At 74.3% G+C, this 24,341-nt stretch carries 20 protein-coding genes; 4 read left to right on the top strand and 16 right to left on the bottom strand.

Annotated elements, in window-relative coordinates; genetic code table 11:
* Positions 1–169: 169 nt before the first annotated feature.
* The 7 genes from topA to bldG all read right to left on the bottom strand — a co-directional run bounded on the left by topA (position 170) and on the right by bldG (position 8,259).
* The gene (gene topA, locus ACFVXG_RS25360; protein ID WP_387930707.1) at positions 170–3,034 is read right to left on the bottom strand and encodes a type I DNA topoisomerase; all 2,865 of its coding nucleotides are present in this window, start codon (positions 3,032–3,034) and stop codon (positions 170–172) included.
* Between the two features lie 396 nt (positions 3,035–3,430).
* On the bottom strand, positions 3,431–3,913 hold the full coding sequence (locus tag ACFVXG_RS25355; protein WP_387930706.1) for a DUF3592 domain-containing protein: 483 nt from the start codon (positions 3,911–3,913) through the stop codon (positions 3,431–3,433).
* A gap of 222 nt (positions 3,914–4,135) precedes the next feature.
* The gene (locus ACFVXG_RS25350) at positions 4,136–5,668 is read right to left on the bottom strand and encodes a methyltransferase (RefSeq protein WP_387930705.1); all 1,533 of its coding nucleotides are present in this window, start codon (positions 5,666–5,668) and stop codon (positions 4,136–4,138) included.
* Positions 5,669–5,898: 230 nt separating this feature from the next.
* Positions 5,899–6,687, bottom strand: coding sequence for a hypothetical protein (locus ACFVXG_RS25345; protein WP_387930704.1), 789 nt, complete (start codon positions 6,685–6,687; stop codon positions 5,899–5,901).
* Positions 6,688–6,810: 123 nt separating this feature from the next.
* Entirely contained in the window at positions 6,811–7,179 is a 369-nt protein-coding gene (locus ACFVXG_RS25340; RefSeq protein ID WP_387930703.1) for a cyclophilin-like fold protein, read from the bottom strand.
* A 160-nt stretch (positions 7,180–7,339) separates the two neighbouring features.
* Complete coding sequence (locus ACFVXG_RS25335) at positions 7,340–7,759, bottom strand: ATP-binding protein (protein WP_387930702.1); 420 nt, start codon at positions 7,757–7,759, stop codon at positions 7,340–7,342.
* A gap of 158 nt (positions 7,760–7,917) precedes the next feature.
* Complete coding sequence (bldG, locus tag ACFVXG_RS25330; RefSeq protein ID WP_188305076.1) at positions 7,918–8,259, bottom strand: anti-sigma factor antagonist BldG; 342 nt, start codon at positions 8,257–8,259, stop codon at positions 7,918–7,920.
* 222 nt (positions 8,260–8,481) lie between these two features.
* On the opposite strand from bldG, the gene ACFVXG_RS25325 reads away from it, so the two are divergent.
* The gene (locus ACFVXG_RS25325) at positions 8,482–10,845 is read left to right on the top strand and encodes a DEAD/DEAH box helicase (RefSeq protein ID WP_387930701.1); all 2,364 of its coding nucleotides are present in this window, start codon (positions 8,482–8,484) and stop codon (positions 10,843–10,845) included.
* On the opposite strand, the gene ACFVXG_RS25320 is transcribed toward ACFVXG_RS25325, so the two are convergent.
* From ACFVXG_RS25320 to ssd, 8 genes are all read right to left on the bottom strand, one after another.
* Positions 10,840–11,400 carry an Rv3654c family TadE-like protein gene (locus ACFVXG_RS25320; RefSeq protein ID WP_387930700.1) on the bottom strand — a complete coding sequence of 187 codons (561 nt, stop codon included), beginning with the start codon at positions 11,398–11,400 and terminating at the stop codon, positions 10,840–10,842. The two genes, ACFVXG_RS25325 and ACFVXG_RS25320, sit on opposite strands and share 6 nt — an antisense overlap.
* Positions 11,388–11,822 (bottom strand): TadE family type IV pilus minor pilin, encoded by a 435-nt coding sequence (locus tag ACFVXG_RS25315; RefSeq protein ID WP_387930699.1) that lies wholly within the window; start codon positions 11,820–11,822, stop codon positions 11,388–11,390. Before ACFVXG_RS25315 ends, ACFVXG_RS25320 begins: the two co-directional genes overlap by 13 nt.
* Positions 11,823–11,940: 118 nt before the next feature.
* Positions 11,941–12,213, bottom strand: coding sequence for a DUF4244 domain-containing protein (locus ACFVXG_RS25310; RefSeq protein WP_387930698.1), 273 nt, complete (start codon positions 12,211–12,213; stop codon positions 11,941–11,943).
* Between the two features lie 81 nt (positions 12,214–12,294).
* Positions 12,295–12,888 carry a type II secretion system F family protein gene (locus ACFVXG_RS25305; RefSeq protein ID WP_387930697.1) on the bottom strand — a complete coding sequence of 198 codons (594 nt, stop codon included), beginning with the start codon at positions 12,886–12,888 and terminating at the stop codon, positions 12,295–12,297.
* A gap of 206 nt (positions 12,889–13,094) precedes the next feature.
* A complete protein-coding gene (locus ACFVXG_RS25300; RefSeq protein WP_387930696.1) occupies positions 13,095–14,108 on the bottom strand; it encodes a type II secretion system F family protein in 1,014 nt (337 codons plus the stop codon).
* Between the two features lies 1 nt (position 14,109).
* Complete coding sequence (locus tag ACFVXG_RS25295) at positions 14,110–14,337, bottom strand: hypothetical protein (protein ID WP_387930695.1); 228 nt, start codon at positions 14,335–14,337, stop codon at positions 14,110–14,112.
* A gap of 8 nt (positions 14,338–14,345) precedes the next feature.
* The gene (locus tag ACFVXG_RS25290; protein ID WP_387930694.1) at positions 14,346–15,689 is read right to left on the bottom strand and encodes a TadA family conjugal transfer-associated ATPase; all 1,344 of its coding nucleotides are present in this window, start codon (positions 15,687–15,689) and stop codon (positions 14,346–14,348) included.
* The gene (gene ssd / locus ACFVXG_RS25285) at positions 15,689–16,813 is read right to left on the bottom strand and encodes a septum site-determining protein Ssd (protein ID WP_387930693.1); all 1,125 of its coding nucleotides are present in this window, start codon (positions 16,811–16,813) and stop codon (positions 15,689–15,691) included. Before ssd ends, ACFVXG_RS25290 begins: the two co-directional genes overlap by 1 nt.
* A gap of 829 nt (positions 16,814–17,642) precedes the next feature.
* On the opposite strand from ssd, the gene ACFVXG_RS25280 reads away from it, so the two are divergent.
* Positions 17,643–18,440, top strand: a complete 798-nt coding sequence (locus tag ACFVXG_RS25280) for an HAD family hydrolase (protein ID WP_387930835.1) — start codon at positions 17,643–17,645, stop codon at positions 18,438–18,440.
* A gap of 428 nt (positions 18,441–18,868) precedes the next feature.
* On the opposite strand, the gene ACFVXG_RS25275 is transcribed toward ACFVXG_RS25280, so the two are convergent.
* Positions 18,869–19,759 carry an oxidoreductase gene (locus ACFVXG_RS25275; RefSeq protein WP_387930692.1) on the bottom strand — a complete coding sequence of 297 codons (891 nt, stop codon included), beginning with the start codon at positions 19,757–19,759 and terminating at the stop codon, positions 18,869–18,871.
* A 219-nt stretch (positions 19,760–19,978) separates the two neighbouring features.
* Between ACFVXG_RS25275 and ACFVXG_RS25270 the strand changes: the two genes are divergently transcribed.
* Together ACFVXG_RS25270 and ACFVXG_RS25265 are read left to right on the top strand one after the other, a co-directional pair.
* A complete protein-coding gene (locus tag ACFVXG_RS25270) occupies positions 19,979–21,010 on the top strand; it encodes an ATP-binding protein (RefSeq protein WP_387930691.1) in 1,032 nt (343 codons plus the stop codon).
* A 482-nt stretch (positions 21,011–21,492) separates the two neighbouring features.
* On the top strand, positions 21,493–23,952 hold the full coding sequence (locus tag ACFVXG_RS25265; RefSeq protein WP_387930690.1) for a SulP family inorganic anion transporter: 2,460 nt from the start codon (positions 21,493–21,495) through the stop codon (positions 23,950–23,952).
* The last annotated feature ends 389 nt before the right edge of the window (positions 23,953–24,341 follow it).

Below are 24,341 nucleotides of genomic sequence, written 5' to 3'. Positions count from 1 at the left end.
TTGCCGGATTGAGACGAACGGGGTTCCGGTTCGCCGTCATCACCGGCCTGTGACGATCCCTGCACACAGCTCGGGCCCGCGCCCCCCGGTGAGGGGGACACGGGCCCGGTGCCGCTGTCGGACTGCCGTGGGGCCGCCATCAGGCTGCCGTCGGACAGCCGTCGGCGGATCAGCCCTCGTCGGTGGCGGTGGTCTTGGCGGCCGCGGTCTTCTTCGCGGCCGTCTTCTTCGCCGTCGCCGTCTTGGCGGTGGTGGTCTTCTTCGCGGCCGTCTTCTTGGCGGCGGTCTTGGTCGCCGTCGTCTTGGTGGTGGTGGTCTTCTTCGCCGCCGCCTTCTTGGCCGGGGCCTTCTTCGCCACCTTCTTCACCGGCCCGCGCGCCCGCTTCTCGGCGAGCAGCTCGTAGCCGCGCTCCGGCGTGATGGTCTCGACCTCGTCGTCCTTGCGCAGCGTGGCGTTGGTCTCGCCGTCGGTCACGTACGGGCCGAAGCGGCCGTCCTTGACCACCACCGGGCGCTCGGAGACCGGGTCGGTGCCCAGCTCCTTGAGCGGCGGGGCGGCGGCGGCCCGGCCGCGCTGCTTGGGCTGGGCGTAGATCGCCAGCGCCTCGTCGAGGGTGATGGTGAAGAGCTGGTCCTCGCTGGTGAGCGAGCGCGAGTCGGTGCCGCGCTTGAGGTACGGGCCGTAGCGGCCGTTCTGCGCGGTGATCTCGGCGCCCTCGGCGTCGGTGCCGACCACGCGCGGCAGCGAGAGCAGCCGCAGCGCGTCCTCCAGGGTGACGGTGTCCAGCGTCATCGTCTTGAACAGCGAGGCGGTGCGCGGCTTGACCGCGTTCTTGCCGGTCTTGGGCGTGCCCTCGGGCAGGATCTCGGTCACGTACGGGCCGTAGCGGCCGTCCTTGGCGACCAGCATGTTGCCGCTGACCGGGTCCAGGCCGAGCTCGAAGTCGCCGCTGGGCTTGGCCAGCAGCTCCTCGGCCAGCTCGACGGTCAGCTCGTCCGGCGGCAGCTCGTCGGGGATGTCGGCGCGCTGGCCGGGCTCGCCCTCGACGGCGGAGGCGCGCTCGACGTACGGGCCGTAGCGGCCGACCCGCAGGGTGATGTCCTCGCTGATCCGGAACGAGCTGATCTCCCGGGCGTCGATCGCGCCGAGGTCGGTGACCAGTTCCTTCAGGCCGCCCAGGTGGTCGCCGTCGCCGTTGCCGGCCTCGGCGGCAGCGCCGGCCGCGACCTCGCCCTCGCCGAAGTAGAAGCGCTTGAGCCACGGCACGGACTGCGCCTCACCGGCGGCGATCCGGTCGAGGTCGTCCTCCATCCTCGCGGTGAAGTCGTAGTCGACCAGCCGGCCGAAGTGCTTCTCCAGCAGGTTGACCACGGCGAAGGAGAGGAAGGACGGGACGAGCGCCGTGCCCTTCTTGAACACGTACTTGCGCTGGATGATCGTGTCGATGATCGACGCGTAGGTGGAGGGACGGCCGATCTCCCGGTCCTCCAGCTCCTTGACCAGCGAGGCCTCGGTGTAGCGGGCCGGCGGCTTGGTGGCGTGGCCCTCCGGGGTGATCCGCTCGGCGGCCAGCGGGTCGCCCTGGGCGACCTGCGGCAGCCGGCGCTCGCGGTCGTCGAGCTCGGCGTTCGGGTCGTCGGCGCCCTCGACGTAGGCCTTCAGGAAGCCGTGGAAGGTGATGATCTTGCCGGAGGCGGAGAACTCGACGTCCCGGCCGTCGGCGGAGGCGCCGCCGACCCGGACGGTGACGGACTGGCCGACCGCGTCCTTCATCTGGGAGGCGACGGTGCGCATCCAGATCAGCTCGTACAGCCGGAAGTCGTCGCCGCTCAGACCGGTCTCGGCGGGGGTGCGGAAGCGGTCGCCGGAGGGGCGGACGGCCTCGTGCGCCTCCTGGGCGTTCTTGACCTTGCTGGCGTAGGTGCGCGGGGCGTCCGGCAGGTAGTCGGCGCCGTACAGCTGGGTGACCTGCGCGCGGGCGGCGGCGATCGCGGTCTCCGACAGCGTGGTGGAGTCCGTACGCATATAGGTGATGAAGCCGTTCTCGTACAGCTTCTGGGCCACCTGCATGGTCCGCTTCGCGCCGAAGCCCAGCTTGCGGCTGGCCTCCTGCTGGAGCGTGGTGGTGCGGAACGGCGCGTACGGCGAGCGGCGGTAGGGCTTGGACTCGACGCTGCGGACGCTGAACGCGGTCTGCTCGAGGGCGGCGGCCAGCTGGCGGGCGGCCTGCTCGTCCAGGTGCAGGGTGTTGGTGCTGCCGGCCTTGAGGCGGCCGTCCGAACCGAAGTCGCGGCCGGTGGCGATCCGCTTGCCGTCGACCGAGGCCAGCCGGGCGCCGAAGGTCTCCGGGTTGGCCGCGTCGGCCGGGGTGCGGCCGGTGCCGAAGGTGCCGACCAGGTCCCAGTACGAGGCGGTGCGGAAGGCCATCCGCTCGCGCTCGCGCTCGACCACCAGACGGGTCGCCACGGACTGCACCCGGCCCGCCGACAGCTTCGGCATGACCTTCTTCCACAGCACCGGCGAGACCTCGAAGCCGTAGAGGCGGTCGAGGATGCGGCGGGTCTCCTGGGCGTCGACCAGCCGCTGGTTCAGCTCGCGCGGGTTGGCCACGGCCTCCTGGATCGCCGTCTTGGTGATCTCGTGGAACACCATGCGGTGCACCGGCACCTTGGGCTTCAGCACCTGCTGGAGGTGCCACGCGATGGCCTCGCCCTCGCGGTCCTCATCGGTGGCGAGGAAGAGCTCGTCGGACTCCGCGAGGAGCGACTTCAACTTGCTGACCTGGGACTTCTTGTCCGCGTTCACCACGTAGATGGGCGCGAAGTCGTGATCGACGTCCACGCCGAGGCGGCGCACCTCGCCGGTGTACTTGTCCGGCACCTCGGCCGCGGTGCTGGGCAGGTCGCGGATGTGCCCGACGCTCGCCTCGACGATGTAGCCGGGGCCAAGGTAGCCCTTGATCGTCTTCGCCTTGGCCGGCGACTCGACAATGACGAGTCGCTGTCCGTGCGCGGTCTCGCTGCTCGGGGACACCTTCGCTCTTCTCTCCCGGTCCTTATGTGGCTGGTCGGCGCTGGCAGCACGGGCTGCGCTCCGCCCGACCCCTCCACCGTCCCGGGGTCGCCACTGCACGACACCCCACCAGCGGAGTGTGACCGTACCCCGGCCACCCTTGTCAAACGGACGGTTCCCGCTGTTTCGCTTGCCGCGCTCACCGACGCCACTCGAACGGTAACCCGATGACGGAGGTTCGCGCCCCGTGGAGGGGGGCTTCGGCAGGTTCCGGAGGATGGAATGACGGATTTCAAGATCTGTCAACGGAAAATCGGCGCGCATGCGGTATGGCGCTCTCCGGATCGCACCGGGGGCGGTTCAGCGGGGACGGCCGACGGGGGCCGGGACGGGGATGACGGGCAAGCTGCCGACCCGTCAGCGGCCGATCGCCGCCAGCAGCCCGGCACCCGCCGCCAGACACACCACGCCCAGCGCGCACCACAGCAGGTCGACGACCGCCGCCCGGCCGATCTCCCCGGCCGCCAGCACCGCCCGACGGGGGCGGTCCGGGTCGTAGCAGATCCGCACCGGGGCGCCGGGCGCGAACCGCTCCGGACGGCGCAGCGGGGTGTGCCCGCGCGGCCGGGTGAGCACGAGCTCAGCGATCCGGCCGGCCCCGGAACCCGCCCCGGAACCCGCCCCGGACCCGCCGACCGCCGGCAGCACCGAGAAGGAGAGCAGCGGAGCACTGTCGAGTTGGCCGTGCACGTCGCGCTCGGCGACGACCGTCGCCACCACCGGCACCCCCGACCGGCGCACCCGGTGGCGAAGGCGCACTTCGGCGGCGCACCAGAGCAGCAGCGCGCCACCGAAGAGGGCGAGCACCAGCCCGCCGACGGTCGCCGTCGTCGTGTCCACCCCTGGCCCCCGGCTCCCCAGCTCTGTCCACAGCCTGTGGACAGAGCCTCACAGCACCCGACCAACGGGGGGCGGCCGGACGGGGACCGCCGGGCAAACCAAGGAGTACGGGAGGGTGAACCGGGGGGTACCCGGGCAGCGTTCTACCGAACGGGGCGGAACCTCACCGCACCGAACGCCGAACCACCGAACGCCAAGCCACCGAACCCCGCCCGCCGGGTCTCACCGCACCGGGTCGATGAACCCCTGCTCGGTCAGCAGCCGGAGCGACTCCGGCACCCGGTCCCGCAGCACCACCCGGTCCTCGCCCAGCAGGTGCGCGATCGCGTCCACGATCTCGCCCGCCGACAGCGTCCCGTCGCAGACCCCGACGAACCCGGCCCCCACGGTGTCCACCTTGGTGGCCCGCCGCATGCCCCGGTTGTGACGCAGCACCACGTGCTCCGGGTCCTCCGCCCCCGGCGCGCCGACCTGCTCCTGGACCACCTCGTCGGCCAGCAGGTAGCGGGCCGCGAGCAGCCCCGCGTCGTCGTGCGAACGCAGGAAGTCCTGCCGGTCGAACCACTCGTCGATGTGCGGACCGAGCGGCTGCTCCACCGGGTGCGGCCACTCCTCCACCCGGACGGTCGGACGCTCGGCGCCGCCCGCCCGCAGGGTGATCCAGCCCATCCCGATGCCCTCGACCCGGCCCGCCTCGAAGGCGTCCAGCCACTCGCCGTACCGGGCCTGGTAGTCGCCGCCCGGGCCCCGGTGGTCGCCGCCGTCACGCAGCCACAACTCGGCGTACTGGGCCACGTCCTGGACCTCGCGCTGGACGACCCAGGCGTCCAGCCCGGTGCCCGCGACCCAGCCGGCCAGCCGCTCCTGCCAGTCCTCGCCCTTGACGTGCTGCCAGTTGGCGAGCAACTGGCAGTACCCGCCCGACTCCAGGTGCTCGGCGGCCGACCGCACCAGGCTGCGGCACAGGTCGTCCCCGGCCATGCCGCCGTCACGGTACGTGAACCGGCCGCCGGGCGAGATGACGAACGGCGGGTTGGAGACGATCAGGTCGAACTTCCGCTCCCCGACCGGCTCGAAGAGGCTCCCGGTGAGCACCTCGGTGTTCTCGAACCCGGACAGCGCCAGGGTCAGTTCGGTGAACCGCAGCGCACGCGGGTTGAGGTCGGTGGCGGTGACGCTCCCGGCGTGCCGGGCCGCGTGCAGCGCCTGCACGCCGGAGCCCGAACCGAGGTCCAGCGCTGCCCGGACGGGGCGACGCACAGTGATGTTCGCCAGCGTCGTGGACGCTCCGCCGACCCCCAGCACGAGGTCCTTGCGGGCCACCCCGTGCGCGGTCTCGCCGGAGCCGATCCCGCCCGCCCCACCGACCGCGCAGCCCAGGTCGGACACCACCCAGGCGTCCGAACTGGGCATTCCGGCAACCTCGTTGGCGTACGGGCGGACGTCCACCGTGGCGCGCACCAGATCCCCGTCCGGGCGCAGCCAGCCGTCCGCCAGGCAGTCCTCCACCGGCAGCGCGGCGGCGGCCGCCCGGTACGGCACCGGCTGCTGCAGCAGGAACAGCCGCACCAGCGTCTCCAGCGGGCTGCCACCGCGCGTCGCGCGCAGCGCCGGAACGGCCTCGCTACGGGCCAGGGCCGCGTAGCCGGTGGGCCCCAGCAGGTCCAGGCACCCATCGGCGGTGAACGAGGCGGCCAGCAGCGCCTCGCGCAGCTTGGCCAGACGGGTCGGGTCGAGAACGGGGCTACTGATCACCCCGCCATTGTCCCCCGCCCCGCCCCACCCCGGCCCCACCGGCCCGCCGACCCCACCGGGAGCGCCCCCTCACCCACCCGCCCCCGCCGATGCCCGGAGCGCCCCACCGACCGCACCAGGAGGTCGGCCCGCGCCCCTCAACCCCGGCTCCGGCCACGCTCCTCGACGCAGCGGGCCGGGGCCGCTCCTTCGAGCGACCCCGGCCCTTGCCGATGCTGTTCTGCCCCCGGTCAGCTCGCGCTGGGTGCCGGACTGGCCGGGGCCGAGGAGGAGACCGGGGCCGGGGCCTGGGCCGCCGGAGTGGTGGCGCCGGCCGACGGGCCGGCCGCCGGGCTCGCGCTGTCCGTCGCGCCCGGCGCGGGGGTGCCGCCGGGCGCACCGGCCGAGGCCGTGGCACCGGCGCTCGGGGTGGTGCCCGCACCCGGGGTGGCCGTGGAGCCGCCGGCACTGCCGCCCGCCCCGGCACTCGGGGTGGCCGGGGTGGCCTTGCACCCCTCCTGCTTGGCCATCGCCTTGCCGAGCTCGCCGCTTCCCAGCTTGCTCTGCGCCTGGGTGGACAGCGAGGACAGCTGGCGCAGCTGGTCGCCGACGCTGTTCAGCCCGTCCGCGAACTTCGCCTGGTCGTTGTTGACCAGCGCGTCCAGCTTCTTCTGGACGTTCAGGTAGCCGTCGGCGGCCTTCTTCAGCTCGTCGATGGTGTCCTTCTGCAGGGCGGCGCCGTTGTCCACCTTGGGCGCGCCGGCCGCGTCGATCGCGGCCGCGATGTCCTGGTTGGTCTTGGCCAGTCGCCCGATGTCCGCCGAGAGCCGCTTCTGCAGGTCGACCGGGGTCTCACCGGTCTTCACCTGGGCGGTGTCGGCGAGCGCGGTCTGCGCCTGGGCGATCGGGTCCTTGGCCGCGCCGCAGACGTTCGACGCCCAGGAGTCCAGCTGCTTGCTGTTGTCGTCGCCGCCGCAGCCGACGGCGCCGAACGCGAGCAGCACGCCGAGGGCGGGTACGGCCAGCAGTCGCTTGTTCACCGGGAGGAGCCTTTCGGTTTCGGTCGTCTTCGGTCGTCGAACCTACACGGCCGTCACCGGGCACCCGGTTCCCGGCTGCCCGCTCCCGTCCCGCCGACCCGTCCCGGTGCTCAGGCCCGGTGCTCAGGCCCGTTCGACCCGGATCGGATCGCCCGGCCGGACGGTGCGCAGCACCCGGGCGTCCCCGTCCAGCAGGCCGAGGACGTTGCAGGGGCCGGCCAGTCGGCACTCGCCGTCGTGCGAGATCGGGGTCGGTCCGTAGGGCAGCGCGAGGCTGTCGCCGTCGGTCCAGAACGCGACGGTGCCCGGCTCGACCACCTGCCGGGCACCGTCCTCGCGCGGCACGCTGACGGGCGTGCCGAAGTAGACCTCCTCGCCCCAGGTGCTCGCCGTCGAACTGATCGGCAGCTCGGCCCAGAGCGCTTCGGTGGTGGGGGTGGCCGCCAGCGTGGCGGTGGCCTGCCCGGCCGGCCACAGGATGCGGATCCGCATGTGCTTCCTCTTCCGCGACGAGGTCCGATCGATGATCGGACCCGGTCGTGCCGGAAGCAGCGAACCGCCAGGCTCAACAATTTGTCAATGCGCGCCCGGGAAATGGGCGCCCGAAGGACGGAACCCGCGGAACGGAACCCGCGGAGCCCGTTCGGTGACGTCAGACCGCGACGGAGGCGACCGAAACCGGCCAGCTCATCCGGATCACGCCGCCGTCGGCGCCGTTGGTGACCTCCAGGTCCTCGACCAGACCGGTGATCACGGCGAGGCCCAGGGTGTCCTCGTCCGGGTCGCCGCCCTCGGCGTCGCCGGAGGCCGGGACGGTGGCGGGGCCCGCCTCGTCCTCGACCTCGATGAGGAAACGCTTCTCCTGGTCGGTCAACGCGACCCGCACCGTGCCGCCGATCCCACCGCGCTGGTGCAGACCGACCGCACGGGAGCACGCCTCACCGACCGCGAGCCGTACCTCGTCGAGCACCGACTCGTCGACCCCGGCCCGTCTGGCGACGGCCGCGGCGACCAACCGGGCCGTCCGCACGTGCTCGGGAAGCGCGCTGAATCGAAGTTCGACGGTTGCCATCTCTCCCCCTCGGGGTACTCCGACCGGGGCCGGCGGTGCGGCCCCGCGGACCGGCTGAGCCGGCCCTGAGACGCCCGGGGAGCAGGGGGCCGCACGGGCCCTCCGCACCCCGGACGCGTGGAACGGGCGGGCCGGCCACGTGGACCGGCCCGGACGCGTCAGTCGGTCGCCGCGACCGCGTCGTCCACCGAGGTGTGGATCGGGAAGACCTTGGTCAGACCGGTGATCCGGAAGATCTTGAGAATGCGCTCCTGGTTGCACACCAGGCGCAGCGAGCCCTCGTGAGCACGCACCCGCTTCAGGCCGCCGACGAGCACGCCGAGGCCGGTCGAGTCGAGGAAGTCGACGCCCTCCATGTCGACGACGAGGTGGTACTTGCCGTCGTTGACGAGCTCGACCAGCTGCTCCCGCAGCTTCGGGGCGGTGTACACATCGATCTCGCCGCCAACCTCGACGACCGTACGATCGCCGACTGCACGGGTCGACAGGGACAGGTCCACGGAACCTCCAGCACCTTGCCTTGCTACGTCATGTGCGATCCTCGGCCGGACGGCCGCCACCGCATGGTCGCGAGCCCGGACGCGCCAAGCCAACGCGTGGCAAGCCTCAGCGCTGCGACCCACGGCCATACGGCCGTCACGGCCACATTCAACCACCTGCGACCATGCCCGCACGATGGCTTACGACGATTCTCCGTCACGCCGGTGACACACTGGGTCCTCATGCCGCCCCGACACAGCCTGCCCGAGGCACTGCTCGCGACCCTGTCCACCAGTCGGGGGCGGGCCGATCGGCTCACCCATACGGAGCACCTTCCCGCCCGACCCGCGCGTTATTCGCCGTGGCCCGACTCGATCCGACCGGAGATCGTCGCCGCGGCCCTGGACGTCGGAGTGGAACAGCCCTGGGCGCACCAGGCAGAAGCGATGAACCTGGCCAAAAGCGGCCAGACTGTGGTGATCGCCACAGGCACCGCCTCGGGCAAGTCGCTGGGGTACCTGGCGCCGGTCCTCAGCGACCTGCTGGACGGCACCGAGGCCCGCAACGGCCGCGGCGCCACCGCGCTCTACCTGGCCCCGACCAAGGCCCTCGCCGCCGACCAGCGCCGCCGCGCCGCCGAACTCGCCCCGCCACGGGTCCGGGCCGCGCTCTACGACGGCGACACCCCGTTCGAGGAGCGCGAGTGGGTCCGCCAGTACGCCTCCTACGTGCTCACCAACCCGGACATGCTGCACCGGGGCATCCTGCCCGCGCACGCCCGCTGGTCCTCCTTCCTCAAGGTGCTGCGCTACGTGGTCGTCGACGAGTGCCACAGCTACCGGGGCGTCTTCGGCTCGCACGTCGCCCAGGTGCTGCGGCGGCTGCGCCGCATCTGCGCCCGCTACGGTTCGTCACCCACCTTCCTGCTCGCCTCCGCCACCACCGCCGAACCGGCCGTCACCGCCCGGCGGCTGACCGGCCTGCCCGCCATGGCCGTCACCGAGGACACCTCGCCGCGCGGGCCGATGGTCTTCGGCCTCTGGGAGCCGCCGCTGACCGAGAACGTCGGCGAGCACGGCGCCCCGGTACGCCGCACCGCCACCGCCGAGGCCGCGTACCTGCTGACCGACCTGGTCGAACGGCAGACCCGGACCGTCGTGTTCGTCCGCTCCCGGCGGGCCGCCGAACTCGTCGCCCTGCAGACCCAGGACCAGCTCGGCCGACCGCTCGCCGACCGGGTGGCCGCCTACCGCGGCGGCTACCTCGCCGACGAACGCCGGGCCCTGGAGCGCGACCTGCACTCCGGCCGGCTGCTCGGACTCGCCTCCACCTCCGCCCTCGAACTCGGCGTCGACGTCTCCGGCCTCGACGCCGTCCTGATGGCCGGTTACCCCGGCACCCGGGCCTCGCTCTGGCAGCAGGCCGGCCGGGCCGGCCGGGAGGCCCAGGGCGCGCTGGCCATCCTGATCGCCCGGGACGACCCGCTGGACACCTACCTGGTGCACCACCCGGAGGCGCTGTTCGCGACGCCCGTCGAGGCCACCGTGCTCGACCCCGACAACCCGCACGTGCTCGCCCCGCACCTGTGCGCGGCCGCCGCCGAACTCCCGCTCACCGACGCCGACCTGGAGCTGTTCGGCCCGTCCACCGCACCGCTGCTGCCGGTGCTGGAGCGACGCGGCCTGCTGCGCCGGCGCTCCGACGGCTCCTGGTACTGGACCCGCCGGGAGCGCGCCGCCGACGCCGTCGACCTGCGCGGCAGCGGCGGCAGCCCGGTGCAGATCGTCGAGGCCGACACCGGCCGGCTGCTCGGCACGGTCGACGCGGCGGCCGCCCACACCACCGTCCACACCGGGGCCGTCCACCTGCACCAGGGCCGCACCTACCTGGTCCGGGAGCTCGACCTGGAGGACTCGGTCGCCCTGGTCGAACCGGCCGACCCGCCGTACACCACGGCCGCCCGTGACATCACCTCCATCTCCGTCCTCGACACCGACACCACCGTCCACTGGGGCGAGGGCCGGCTCAGCTTCGGCTCGGTGGAGGTGGTCAACCAGGTGGTCGGCTACCTCCGGAAGCGGATCTCCACCGGGGAGATCATGGGCGAGAGCAAGCTCGACCTCCCGCCCCGCACCCTGCGCACCCGTGCCGTCTGGTGGTCCGTCACCGAGGACCAGCTGCTGGACGCCGACCTCCCGCTCGACCGGCTGCCCGGCGCCGCCCACGCGGCCGAGCACGCCTCGATCGGCCTGCTGCCGCTGTTCGCCACCTGCGACCGGTGGGACATCGGCGGCGTCTCCGTCCCGCTGCACCCCGACACCGGGCTGCCCACGGTGTTCGTCTACGACGGCCACCCGGGCGGGGCCGGCTTCGCCGAACGCGGCTTCCAGCGGGCCGTCGAGTGGCTGACCGCCACCCGCGCGGCGATCGCCTCCTGCGAGTGCGAGCGCGGCTGCCCGTCGTGCGTCCAGTCGCCCAAGTGCGGCAACGGGAACGACCCGCTGGACAAGGCCGCCGCCGTACGGCTGCTGGACGTCCTGCTGGCCGGGGCGCCCGGAGCGGCGGCGGGCGCGGACCCGGACGGCGGCACCCCGGCCGACTCATGAGCCCACCCCCTCACCGGAGGCCGTCGGCGCACCGCCCGCCACGCCCGGGCTGCTCGTCCCTCCCGCGCCGCTGTGCGCCTCGCCGAGACCTTCCTCGGCGGCGGTGACCGGAGCCCGGACCGGTCCGGCCCTGGACCGCGCCCGCGCCGGACCGACCGGCAGCCGGCCCGGGAGTCCGCCGACCGGCACCAGGGCCACCACCTCGACGGCATCTTCCGAGCGGTCCACCGCGCAGGACACCACCACGGCACCCTGCGCCGCCGCGATCCCGACGGCCCGGGCGCAGCCGCCGTCCGGGTCGAGCAGCAGCCGGTCGGCGGCCGCGAGGGCCGCCAGGTCCGCGGCCGACTCGGCCCGGTGCCGGGCGGCCACCACCGCACCGACCGCGATCGTCGCCGCGAAGACCGCCGTGCCCAGCATCGCCAGGGCGAGCAACCAGACCGTCGCCGAGCCCGCGTCCGCCCCGTACCCGTGCCTGCCGGGCGCGGCCGCCCGAGCGGTCCGGACGCGCGCCAGCCGCTCCGCCGCCCACCGGCGGCCGGTCAGACGGGCCACGGACCTCCACCTCCCTCCGAAGACCTTTCCGCAGACCTTTCCGAAGACCTTCCTGCGACTCCTTCCGCAGTGCCGCCCAGCACGTCCTCCCGTGCGGCCACCGCCACCGCGCCGACCCGGACCGCGAGCAGCCCGGCGAGCCTGCCCGGAGCCGCGCACGGGGCGTCCACGTCGACCCGCACCGTGTCCGCCGCGACCGCCACCCGGACCCGCGCTCCCGGCGGGGCCGCCGCGCGGGCGAGTCCGGCGGCGTCCGCCTCCCCTCGGGCGGCGGCCCTGGCGCCGATCCGCGCCGCGTCCACGCAGGTGATCTGCGCGGCCGCCGCGAGCACGCCCCAGATCAGCATGGCCGCGAGCAGGACGAGTGCGGGCAGCACCACCGCCGTCTCCGCCGTGACGAAGCCCGCGTCCCCGCGCCGCACCCGCCACGGCCGCCGCCGGGCCCGTGGCGACCTGCCGGGCCCCGCCCCGGGGCTCCCGCCCGCCTCGCGAGGAGCGGGCTCGTCCGAAGCCCACGGGACGGTGCCTGGCAGACGGGCGCTACGCCGCACGGAGTGCCCGTTCGAGCATCTCGGTCAGCGCCCCGTTGATGGCCGCGCTGGTCACCACCTTGTACAGCCCGGCGGCGAGGGCGCACGCGCCCAGCGTTCCGACGGCGTATTCGGCCGTGGTCATCCCGGCGTCCGAACGGCCGCGGTGCCGAACCACCCTGCGCACTCGGCCGGCGGCCCCACGGCTCCTCCGCCGCCACGCTCCCGGCAGATGCTGGAACGGACGCCCGATGCCGGGCCTGATCGCGAAGACTGCAGTCATCAGATCTCTCCTGTCTGGATTCGTTTCCGGTCTCTCCCGTCGGCCCCGGCCCGATCGACCCGGACCAGGCCCGACACCCACTCACATCGCTTGGGCAAAACGGCTGGTGAGGCCGATCACCACCGGCACCACTCCGATCAGGACGAAGGCCGGGAGGAAGCAGAGCCCGAGCGGCGCGGTGGCGAGCACCGCGGCCCGGCGAACCCGGGCGTGGGCCGCGCGGGCGGCGGCGGTCCGCTGCTCCTGGGCCAGCGCGATCAGCGGATCGGCCGCGGGGGCTCCGCCGAGGCTCGTCCGGATCAGGCAACGCGCCAACGACGCCAACGAGGGGTGCTGTTCGCCCAACCTGGTCCAACACAGCTCCGGAGGTGCGCCCAGGGCCAGTTCGGTCCCGATCGCCACCAAGCTCGGCCCCAACGGCGCGCCCACGCTCCGGCCCACCGCCGCCACCGCTGCCGAGGGCAGCGCCGCCGACCCGAGGCAGGCCGCCAACAGCTCTGCCCCCAGCGGGAGTTGCCTGAGCAGCAGCGCCTCCTCCAGTGCCGCCCGGCGATCCGTCGGCGACCGGGCCCGGGCCGACCACCGGTGGACACCCACCGTCGCCAGCACCCCGGCCACCACCCCGAGGCCGCTTCCGAGCAGCACCGCCACCGACAACCCCGCGGCGACCGCCATTGCCACTCGCCGACAGGGCCCAACACCCGCTGCCCCCGGCCCCGTTCGTCTCCGTGCCTCCTCCCGTTCCCGTTCCCAGCCGAACGCCCTCCGCCCGGCCCTCCACCCGGTCCTGCGCCGGACCGCCCGGGCCGCAGCCACCACCACCACCACGACCACGACCACCACCACCGGAAGCCCGACCGGCACCCACCCGACGAGCCTCATCACCCCGCCCCCGCTCCGGCACCGAGCGCCCCGGCCCGGAGGAACGCGCGCCGCCCGCCCCGACCTCCCCCCGGGCCCGCCGCCCGAGGGCGGCTCGCTACGCCCCGGGGGGCCTCCAGCGCGCCCCGGGCCGCCGCCCGGACGATGCGGGCCGTCCAGAGCACCCCCAGCCCCTCCAGCACCGCTCCCGCCCCGAGGCAGCCGAGCCCGGCCGGGGTGTGCAGCAGGACCTCCACCGGGCGGGCCCCGAGCGCACCGCCCAGGAGGAGCCCCGCGCCCGGCAGGGCGGCCAGGACCGCGATCGTCGCCCGCGGTCCGGCCAGCTCCCCGGCGATCTCCTCCGCCAACGCCCGCTCGCCGCGCAGCGCCTCCGCGACCCGGTCCAACGCGGCGGCCAACCCCGACCCTCCGTCGGAGGCGACCCGCCAGCAGGCCCCGATCGCCGCCGCCCCGCTGCCGCCGGGCAGTTCGGCGAGCAGCTGGAGCGCGGCGGGAACGTCCCCGCCGTAGCGGCCCGCCGCCAACCGGGCCACCGGCTCCGCACCGAGCCTGCGCAGCCCGTCCGGGTCCGCGGCCAGCCGCGCGGTGACCAGGTGCAGCGCCTGCTCCGGCGTCGCGCCGCTGCGCAACTCCCCGGCCAGCGCGGCGCAGAGCTCCACCACGGCGGCGGCCCGCTGCCCGGCCTCCACCGCCAGGCGCCGTCGTAGCCGCCACCTCCGCAGCGGAAGGAAGGCCAGTACGCCCGCGAGCACCGGCACCGGCGAGGCAGTCACCTGCCCGAGGACCAAACCGGCCGGCAGCACCAGCAGTTCGGGCGCCAGCAGCCCGGGCAGTCGGCCTTTCGCCCAGTGCGCCGCCTCCGGGCCGGGCGCACGCACCGGGGGCCCGCTGCCCGCCAGCACCAGCCTGGAGCGCCGCCCACCGGGCAGCTGTTCCTGAACCGTCCGCCACGCCGCGACGGCCAGCAGGCACAGCACCGTCACCCAGCAGAGTGTGAGTTGATCACGCGTCATGTCAGCCACCTCCTCCCCGCCGTCCCGACCGGCCCGACGCCCCGAGCAGCACCAGGGCACCCGTGGCGCACGCGGCCAGGAACAGCACGAACCCGATCTCCACCAGCCGCAGCTCCCGTGCCGCCCGGCCCGCCGCTGCCATCGGCCCCGACGCCTGCGCCCGCACCGCCGCTGTCACCGCCGCTGTCACCGCCGCTGTCGCCACCACCGGCGCCGCCACGGACCTCACCGCCGCACTCATGACGCCCCCGCCCCGAGCCGCACCCCGCGTGCGGCCAGCAGCCCGACCAGCCGTTCCCAGCCCGCTCCGGGCACCAGCCCACCCGCTGCCGGGAACTCGACCGCCGGAGTGGTCACGGCCAGCCCGTCGCGGTCCCCGGCCAGCGTGTGGATCTCCGCCACCCGGCGCCGCCCCGAGCCCGGATCCCGGACCAGGTGCACCACCACGTCCAGCGCGGCCCGCAGTTGGCTGTGCAGGGCCGGCCGGTCGAGCCCGGCGAGCGAGCCCAGTGCCTCCAAGCGGACCGGCACGTCCGCCGCCGTGTTGGCGTGGACGGTGCCTGAACCGCCCTCGTGCCCGGTGTTGAGCGCGGCCAGCAGGTCCGACACCTCGGCCCCGCGCACCTCGCCGATCACCAGCCGGTCCGGCCGCATCCGCAGCGCCTGCCGGACGAGGTCCCGCAGGGTGAACTCGCCCAGCCCCTCCTGGTTCGGCGGCCGGCTCTGCAGACGGACCACGTGCGGGTGGGCCGGTCGCAACTCGGCGGAGTCCTCGGCGACCACGATCCTTTCGTCCGGCCCGACCAGGCCGAGCAAGGCCGCGAGCAAGGTCGTCTTGCCCGAGCCCGTCCCGCCGGAGACCAGCAGCGACAATCGGGCCCGCACGATGCCGGCCAACAGCTCGGCGCCCTCCGGCGGCAGCGCACCGCCCGCCACCAACTCGTCCAGCGTGAACGGCCGGGGCCGCCACACCCGCAGCGAGATGTGGGTGCAGCCGGCCGCGATCGGCGGCAGCACCGCGTGCAGCCTGGTGCCGTCCGGCAGCCGGGCGTCCACCCAGGGCCGGGCGTCGTCCAGGCGCCGCCCGGCCGCGGTGGCCAGCCGGTGGGCCAGCCGCCGTACCGCCTCTGCGTCGGCGAACCGGACCCCGGTGGCTCGGTGCAGGCCGCCGCCACGGTCGACCCACACCTCGTCCGGACCGTTCACCAGCACGTCCGTGACGTCGGGCGCCGCCAGCAGCCGCTCCAGCGGGCCCGCACCCACCAGTTCGGCGCGCAGCGAGCGCACGGTGTCCAGCACTTCGTCCCCGCCGAGCGGCGGCCGGGTGGCCCGCAGCACGGCCGCGACCGTGCCCGCCGTCGGGGCGGCCCCGGACTCGGCCAGCCGCAGCCGTACCGCGTCCACCAGCTCCGCCGCCCGCTCCTCGCGGGCCGTCCGGCCGTACGGGCAGGGCCCGTGCTCGGCCTGGGAGGGCCCTCCGGGCGGCGGCACGCTCCGCAGCGGCCGGTGCTCCCGCGCACCGTCGCCCAGGGCCGGGGCGCCGCCCCGCATTCCTGTCCTGCTCCTGCGCAGACGGACCATCAGTACGCACCTCCTCCGACCGCCGACACCGGCGGCAGCACCTCGTTCAGGAAGCTCGCGCAGAAGCGCGCGAGCGGGCCGCCGTCCCGCGTGCCGGGCGGGACGCCCTTCTCGACGTCCTCGGCCAGACCCGGCTCCGGTTCCAGCTCCCCCGCCAGCTCCAGCCGCAGCCCGCGGGCGATCCGGTGGGCCGGGAGCCCGCCGGCCCGCACCGGCCGCACCACGGCCCGGACGTCCCCGAGCCGCATCCGGGCCGCCGCCGCGACCCGGTCGGCGGCCGCCACCGCGCGCAGCTCGGCCGGGACGACCAGCAGCGCCAGGTCGGACTGCTCCAGCGCCTGCCCGGCGGCCGGGTCGAGATGGCGCGGCACGTCGACGACCACCAGCCCGCCGCGCCGCCGGGAGGCCGCCAGCACGCTGCGCATGGCGGCGGGCGGGACGGTCAGGGTGTCGCCGCGGTCCCAGGACAGGCAGGACAGCGCGGAGAGCCGTTTGAGGGCCGGCAGCGACCTGGCCAGCTCGGCCCCGCTGACCCGCCCGCGCGATCCGGCCAGGTCGGGCCAGCGCAGCCCGCGGGCCGTCTCGCCGCCGAGCAGGATGTCCAGACCCCCGCCCAGCGGATCGCCGTCGAGGAGCATGGTCCGCCGCCCCGTCCGCGCGGCCGTGACCGCGAGGGCGCAGGCCAGCGTCGAGGCCCCGGCGCCGCCCCGGCCGCCGAGCACGGCGACGGTGACCGCCGGGGAGCCGACGCCCTCGGCCGCGTCCGCGATCCGGTCCAGCAGCCAGGCTTCGGCGTCGGGCAGGAACAGCACGTGTTCGGCGCCGAGTTGGACGGCTCTGACCCACACCCCGGGGTCGTCGAGGTCCAGCCCGAGCAGCAGCACCCCGCCGCGCCTGCCCAGCCCGGCGCAGCGCTCCGCCTGGTCGTCGCCGACCAGGACCAGGGGGGCGGCCTCCCACAGCTCGCGCGGCGGCGGCGCGCCCCTGATCAGCCGGGGCTCGGTGCCCGCTGCCGCGCAGACCCGCAGCAGGTGCTCGGCCAGGTCGTCGTCCCCGGTGACGACGAGCGGCCCGGTGGCCGCGGGGCCTTCGGCGGTGACCTGGTCGGCGATCGGCGTCGACATGGTGTTCTCCCCTCTGCGCCGGCGGCCACCAGGGGCGGTCGCGGCGCGCGTCGGACGGTTCCGGCGGACGGCCGCCGAGCAGGCCTCTGGGAGAGGAAGGGGGTGAGGCCCTGCCCGGCGACCGCCGCCGACCATCACGGTGGGGGGAGATCCGGATTCCGTCATCCACGTTCCGATTGCCTGTGGATAACTCGGGGGTTGTGGATGAAAACGTTCACTCGGGCGGGGGGCTAATCGGCGAAGAATTGACGAAAGGGGGTCACCGAGATGAACCGGGCGTCCGCCGACCCCCCGTCGACCGCCTTCCCGGGGCCGGCTCACCGCCCCCCGCGCACCCCTCCGGGGCGGCCGTGCGGAGCCGATCGGAACCAGCCGTGCGCATCGTGCGAGTCATGAGCAAACGGCGACGCAGAGTGACGAAAGGTGGTGGACGGACCGAGCCGTCGACACCACCTGTACACCCCGAGGAAGCCCGCGCCGAAGCCTGCGCGAAGGGCCTTCAAGCCCTGAAAATGGCCCCGGACGTGCGACGACCCCCGCCGGGGGGGAGAGCGGGGGTCGTCTATCCACAGCCCGACTCGGGGGGGAGGAGCCGGACCGGGTTAGCACGGTCGCGAACGATCCGTGACTTCCATGGTGTACCCGAGCGGCCAGAAACACAAACCCGCACGCCCACGAGTACGCCGAATGGCGGGGTGTTTTGTGGCTCCCTCTATCCTCGGTTCCCGTGGACACCACCGCGAACGCCGACGACCACGCCGACGAGTCCCAGGGCGACCCCACCGGGCCCGAGGAGCCGAGCGCACCCGCCCGCCCCCGGCCGAACGGACTGCGGACGGCCGCCTTCTTCGACCTCGACAAGACCATCATCGCCAAGTCGAGCGCCCTCGCTTTCAGCCGGCCCTTCTACCAGGGCGGCCTGATCAACCGTCGGGCCGTGCTGCGCAGCGCGTACGCCCAGTTCGTCTTCCTGGTCGGCGGTGCGGACCACGACCAGATGGAGAAGATGCGCGAGTACCTCTCCGCGCTCACCCGGGGCTGGAACGTCCAGCAGGTCCGCGAGATCGTCGCCGAGACCCTGCACAACCTGATCGACCCGATCATCTACGACGAGGCCGCCTCGCTGATCGAACAGCACCACGCGGCCGGCCGGGACGTGGTGATCGTCAGCAGCTCGGGCTCCGAGGTGGTCGAGCCGATCGGCGAACTGCTGGGCGCGGACCACGTGATCGCCACCCGGCTCAAGGTCGAGGGCGGCTGCTACACCGGCGAGATCGAGTACTACGCCTACGCGGAGAACAAGGCCGCCGCGATCCGGGAGTTGGCCGGGACTGAGGGCTACGACCTGGCCGCGTCCTACGCCTACAGCGACTCCTCGACCGATCTGCCGCTACTGGAGGCGGTCGGCCACCCGTCGGCCGTCAACCCCGACCGCGCGCTGCGCAAGGAGGCGCAGGCCCGGGAGTGGCCGGTGCTGGTCTTCGACCGCCCGGTGCAACTGCGACGGCGGCTGCCGGAGTTCTCCGCGCCGAGCGGTTCGGTGCTGACCGCCGTGGCGGCCGGGACGGCCGCGGTGACCGCCGGAATCGTCTGGTACCTGGCCCGTCGGCGCCGCCCCACCGCCTGAAGCCCTCGCCGGGGCCCGCCGGCGCCCGCCGGAGCCCTCACAGGTGTCCTCGGGGAGGCCCTGAGGCCCGCGAACGCCAGCAAAACGGGCAGATCGACACAGACTTCCCTTTTCGGGTTCCCCTTTCGACCGAAACGCGATACAAAGGAAGCACGGCCCGCGAGACCCGGTCAGGACCCGAAGAGGTCAAACCGACAACGCAGTTCAGGCCCCACGGACCGCACGTACAGATATCCGAGCACCCACATGCAGCCGACCCGCTGTCGGGCCGCCGGACCAGACGAACGGGCAGGATCCCCGTCTGATCGGCACTTCCGGTGCATGCTTGGTCACCCGGTATCTGCACCAGCGGCGGCACCCAGCAGGATCAGGTGCCGCCGCATCTTCATGTCCGCAGCGCGCCGGGAGTCACCCCACCCCGGGGCCGCTCAGGCCATGCCGCGCTGCATCGCCTCGCAGACCGCCGTGCTCTCCCGCACGCCCAGCCGCAGCGCCCGCCCGCAATGGGCGATCCAGGCCGCCATGCCCTCGGGCGTGCCCGCCAGGTAGCCCGCGAGGGCGCGCCGGTAGGTGTCGGTGCCCAGCTCGGCCAGGCCGACCTCGGCAGGGCAGATCGACTTCGGGTCGAGGCCCTCGGCGATCAGCACGATCCGCTGGGCGGCCCGCGCGATCAGCCCGTTGTGGGCGCCGAACGGCCGCAGGGCGAGCAGCTCGCCGTGCACCACCGAGGCGACCACCAGGGCCGGCGTGCCCACGCCCTGCCCCTCCGCACGGGCCACCAGCAGCCGGGAGAGCTGGTCCAGCCGGGCCGCGACCTCCTCCGCGTCCGGCGCGGGCGGCAGTACCGGCAGCGGACCGACCGCGGCCTCGACCTCGACGCTCTCCACCGGCTGCAGCTCCAGCGGGAACAGCTCCTCGGCGCCCTCCCCCGCGCGGCGCGGCCGACCGGCCGCCGGGTCGGCGTCGCCGACCGCGAGCAGGTGCAGCCGGGCCAGCACCTGCAGCGGCGAGTGCCGCCAGATGCTGAGCAGCTGGCCGGCCTCGGCGGCGATCCGCAGCGCCGCGCCGACGGTACGGGCCTCGGCGTCCGCGCCGAAGTCGGTGCGGCGCCGGACCTCCTCCAGCGGCCAGTCCGCCCCGGCCACGGCCGCCGACGCGCGGGCGCCGCGCAGCGCGGACTCGGAGGTGACCTCGGTCGCGCGGCGACGCATCACCCGGTGGCCGTAGAGCCGGTCGACGGCCTTGCGCACCTCGGCCACGGCGTCGGGCACCCCGGGGAGCTGGGCCAACGGGGCGAGGGGATCTGTTCCAGTGCTCACCTACCCGAGAGTAATGAACGGGCGGCCCCTCCCGGAACAGCAACCCCGCATCACCCGTTAGAGGCAATCCTCACTTCCCTCCCCCGGCGGACCCCAAACCCCGGCTAGCATGGCCACTATCGGAGACGATAACGATTTCCAGTTAGAGCGCGCTCCCTCACGCGCGCCCCAGAGCACGCGGCCCGCCCCCAGGGCCCAGAGCGAGAGCCGGAGCCCCAGATGAAGATCGCCTTCGTCGGCAAGGGCGGCAGCGGGAAGACCACGCTGTCCGCACTGTTCATCCGCCACCTGGCCGCCATCGGCCGACCGGTGATCGCCGTCGACGCCGACATCAACCAGCACCTCGGCCCCGCCCTCGGCCTGACGGACGCCCAGGCGGCCGACCTGCCCTCGCTCGGCGCGCACCTGCCGGAGATCAAGGAGTACCTGCGGGGCAGCAACCCGCTGATCCGCTCCGCCGACGAGATGATCAAGACCACGCCGCCCGGGCGCGGTTCGCGCCTGCTGCGGATCGTCGAGGAGAACCCGGTCTACGCCGCCTGCGCCCGCCCGATCGCGCTCGACGAGGGCTCGGTCCGACTGCTGGCGACCGGCGCGTTCACCGAGGAGGACCTCGGGGTGGCCTGCTACCACTCCAAGGTCGGCGCGGTGGAACTGCTGCTCAACCACCTGCTGGACGGCCCGGACGAGTACCTGGTCACCGACATGACGGCCGGTTCGGACTCCTTCGCCTCCGGGCTGTTCACCCGCTTCGACCTGACCTTCCTGGTGGCCGAGCCGACCCGCAAGGGCGTCTCGGTCTACCGCCAGTACAAGGACTACGCCCGGGACTTCGGCGTGCAGCTGCGGGTGGTCGGCAACAAGGTGCAGGGCCCGGACGACCTGGCGTTCCTGCGCCGCGAGGTCGGCGACGACCTGCTCACCACCTTCGGCCAGTCGGACTGGGTGCGCCGGCTGGAGCAGGGCGCCGAGCCGCCGCTCAAGTCGCTGGAGCCGGCCAACCGGGCCGTCCTGGAGGAGCTGCAGGCCGAGGCCGAGACGGCGTACGGGCTGCGCGACGCGCGCCGCTACACCGAGCAGGCCGTGCTCTTCCACCGGCGCAACGCGGAGAGTTGGGCCAATGCCAAGGCCGGCACCGACCTCGCGACCCAGGTGGACGAGGGCTTCGTCCTGGGCGGCTTCCCGGACGGGCTCCCGGACGGCTTCGCGGCCGACGCCGCACCGGCCGCCCCGGCCGGAGCCACCGTCTGACACCACCGCGAACGGCACCGCCACCGACCGGACGGGCCGCGGCCTCCCCCTCACCCCGGGGGACGCCGCGGCCCGTTCGCCCGTTCCGGCCCCGCCCGTCGGCCGCCCGCCGGCAGGCCCTCCCGAACGCGCCCGAGCCGCCCACCAGCAGATTCCCGCCGGTTCGAACACCACCCAATGGGGTGAACCGGGGATTTTCCGCTTCCCTCCGAGAACGACGCTGTGCAAAGCTTTCATTACTCTCGGTTTACCGAGTCTTGATGGCCCGTCCCGACGGCCCTCGGCGAGACATCCCGCACCTCGCCCTGGCCCCTGGCGGGCTCAGATGGTCGACGCCGGCCGGTGACACCCGCATTCCCCGCCGTGCCCACGCCATCCCGCCACACCGTCGCGACCCACGACAGCCGATCCGCCCCGGAGCCCCACCCCGGACTCACCACCGGACCTGACTGCGTTCGTTCCCCCGGACAGACGGGAAGACCATGACCCTCGACATCTCCAGTGCCCCCATCGCCTCCGACACCACCGACCACGCCCCACCGACCCCCGGCCCCAGGGCCCGCTGGGCCCAGGACCTCTCCGCCTCCCTGGTGGTCTTCCTGATCGCCGTGCCGTTCTCGCTCGGCATCGCGCTCGCCACCGGCGCCCCGCTCACCGCCGGGCTGGCCGCCGCGGCCGTGGGCGGCATCGTGGTCGGGCTGTGCGGCGGCACCCCGCTCATGGTCAGCGGCCCCTCGGCCGCACTGACCGTGATCACCGCCGGGCTGATCGCCCAGTACGGCTGGCGGGCCACCTGTGCCATCACCCTCGCCGCCGGACTGCTCCAACTCCTGCTCGGCGCACGCCGGGTGGCCCGGACAGCACTCGCGGTCTCGCCCGCGATCGTGCACGGCATGCTGGCCGGGGTGGGGCTGACCATCGCCATCGCGCAGCTGCACGTCGTCCTCGGCGGCTCACCGCAGAGCTCCGCGGTCGCCAACCTCCTCGCGCTGCCGGGGCAGTTGGCCGGTCCGCACCCACCCGCGCTGCTGGCCGGCTCGGTGACCGTGGCCGTCCTGCTGGGCTGGCCCAGGCTCGGCCGACTCCCGGGCCGCGCGGGCGAGTTCGGCGCCCGCCTGGCCAAGGTGCCCGGCCCACTGGCGGCCGTGGCCGTCGCCACCGTGCTCGCCCTCACCCTGGACCTGCAGCTCGCCCACATCGAACTGCCCGCCTGGCAGCCGCTCGCGCTCGTGCCCGCGCTGCCGCACGGTTCGCTCGCCGGGGTGCTCGCCGCCGTCCTCACCGTCACCGCCGTCGCGAGCGTGGAGTCGCTGCTGTCCGCCGTCGCGGTGGACCGGATGTCCCAACGCACCGGTGACCTCGATCGCGAGCTGCGCGGGCAGGGCCTCGCCAACCTGGTCAGCGGGTTGGTCGGCGGACTGCCGATCGCCGGCGGCGCCGTCCGCAGCACGGCCAACGTCCGGGCCGGCGGGCAGACCCGGTGGGCCTCGGTGCTGCACGGCGTCTGGGTGCTCGCCGCCGCACTGGCGCTGACCGGCGGGCTGCGTCGGATCCCGCTGGCCGCCCTGGCCGCGCTGGTGCTGGTGGTCGGGCTGCAGATGGTGAGCTTCGCGCACATCCGCAACGTGCACCGGCACCGCGAGTTCCCGGTCTACCTGACCACCCTGCTCGCCGTGGTGGCCTTCGGCGTGCTGTGGGGCGTCGGCCTCGGCGCGGCCACCGCCGTCCTGCTCGCGCTGTACCGGCTGACCCGCGCCCACGTGGACGTCGCGACCGGCCCCGACGGCTCGGTGACCGTCCAGACCCACGGTCCGCTCACCTTCGCCGCCGTCCCCCGGCTCAGCCGGGCGCTGGCCGGGATCCCCGCGGGCGCCGAGGTCACCGTGGTGCACGACGGCTCCTTCCTGGACCACGCCGCCTACGAGACGCTGCACGACTGGCGGACGGGGCACCAGGCCATGGGCGGGCGGGTCGCGCTGGTGACGCGGCGCCAGGACGACGAGGTGCTCGACCCCGACGGCACCGTCCGCGCGGGCAGTTCACCCGGCCCGCACCGCTGCCGGGCCTGGACGCCCTGGGTCGGCCACCACTGCATCGAGCAGCAGGAGGACCCGCACGGCCGGCTGCTGGACGGCGTCCGGGTGTTCCAACAGCACACCGCTCCGCTGATCAGGCCCGAACTCGCCCGGCTGGCCCGGGAAGGACAGACGCCCTCCCAGCTCTTCCTGACCTGCGCGGACTCCCGGATGGTGACCAGCATGATCACCAACAGCGGGCCGGGTGACCTCTTCACCGTCCGGAACGTGGGCAACCTGGTGCCGGCCCCGTTCGAGCCCGGTGCGGCCGACGACTCGGTGGCCGCCGCCGTGCAGTACGCGGTCGAGGCGCTGGAGGTGCGCTCGATCACGGTCTGCGGACACTCCGGCTGCGGCGCGATGAAGGCCCTGCTGGACGGCGTGCACGAGCGCCCCGGGTCGCCCACCCCGCTGGCCCGCTGGCTGCGCAACGGCCGCGGCTCGCTGGACCGGCTCCGACGGGCCCCGGCCGAGTTCGCCGACCGGCCGGTGGTGGACCTCGCGGAGCAGCTCTGCATCACCAACGTGGTGCAGCAGCTGGACCAGCTGATGGCGAATCCGGCGGTGGAGCGCCGGGTCGAGGAGGGCAGCCTGCGCCTGGTCGGGATGTACTTCGACTTCGCCACCGCCCAGGCCTACGTCCTGGACCGCGCTGCCGGGACGTTCAGCCCGGTCGAGGCCCGCGGCGAAGCCCACCCCGAAGCCCGTACCGGCTCCGCGCTCGACACTCCGCTCGACCCCCCGCTCGGCGCACCGTTCGACGCCCCGCTCGGCGCGCCACTTGACGGGGACTCGGCCGAACGGGTGAGAAAGGACGGCCGGGTTCCGGCCGACGGCAGCGAGGAGGGCCCTCAGCTGGCCGCCTAGAGCCGGGTCCGTGTCTCCGCCGGGCGGGCCGGGACACGGGCCCATCGGCCGCCGCGCGGCCAGCCGCCTCCGGGTGGCGGGCCGCGCGGTCGGTCGTTCGCCGACCGACCGACCGCGCCGGCCCACGCGACGACCGATCGGCGGTCGATCGTTCGATGTTCGGTCAAAGGTCTACACCAATTCCAAGGAGCCTCTTGTCAACTGGCCCGTTCGCCTGGTGAGCTGTGCGCTGGGACACACGGGACAATCCCCACGCACGGGATCGCCCCAGATCATGACTCGATGAGGAGTGCGCGTTGAGCAACGAGAGCCTGGCCAACCTGCTCAAGGAGGAGCGGCGTTTCGCCCCGCCGGCAGAGCTGGCCGCAGCGGCCAACGTCACCGCGGAC

This window comes from Kitasatospora sp. NPDC058162 (assembly GCF_042884005.1).
Classification (GTDB): domain Bacteria; phylum Actinomycetota; class Actinomycetes; order Streptomycetales; family Streptomycetaceae; genus Kitasatospora.
Note: the sequence above shows the minus strand (reverse complement) of the source record. Positions and strands in the feature narration are given on the sequence as shown.

Excerpts from the sequence above, each read along its gene's own strand:
- ACFVXG_RS25310 (WP_387930698.1), bottom strand. The coding sequence starts at position 12,213 with ATGACTGCAGTCTTCGCGATCAGGCCCGGCATCGGGCGTCCGTTCCAG.
- ACFVXG_RS25265 (WP_387930690.1), top strand. The coding sequence starts at position 21,493 with ATGACCCTCGACATCTCCAGTGCCCCCATCGCCTCCGACACCACCGAC.
- ACFVXG_RS25335 (WP_387930702.1), bottom strand. The coding sequence starts at position 7,759 with ATGGCAACCGTCGAACTTCGATTCAGCGCGCTTCCCGAGCACGTGCGG.
- ACFVXG_RS25300 (WP_387930696.1), bottom strand. The coding sequence starts at position 14,108 with ATGACGCGTGATCAACTCACACTCTGCTGGGTGACGGTGCTGTGCCTG.
- ssd (WP_387930693.1), bottom strand. The coding sequence starts at position 16,813 with ATGTCGACGCCGATCGCCGACCAGGTCACCGCCGAAGGCCCCGCGGCC.
- ACFVXG_RS25340 (WP_387930703.1), bottom strand. The coding sequence starts at position 7,179 with ATGCGGATCCGCATCCTGTGGCCGGCCGGGCAGGCCACCGCCACGCTG.
- ACFVXG_RS25325 (WP_387930701.1), top strand. The coding sequence starts at position 8,482 with ATGCCGCCCCGACACAGCCTGCCCGAGGCACTGCTCGCGACCCTGTCC.
- ACFVXG_RS25305 (WP_387930697.1), bottom strand. The coding sequence starts at position 12,888 with ATGGCGGTCGCCGCGGGGTTGTCGGTGGCGGTGCTGCTCGGAAGCGGC.
- ACFVXG_RS25270 (WP_387930691.1), top strand. The coding sequence starts at position 19,979 with ATGAAGATCGCCTTCGTCGGCAAGGGCGGCAGCGGGAAGACCACGCTG.
- ACFVXG_RS25290 (WP_387930694.1), bottom strand. The coding sequence starts at position 15,689 with ATGGTCCGTCTGCGCAGGAGCAGGACAGGAATGCGGGGCGGCGCCCCG.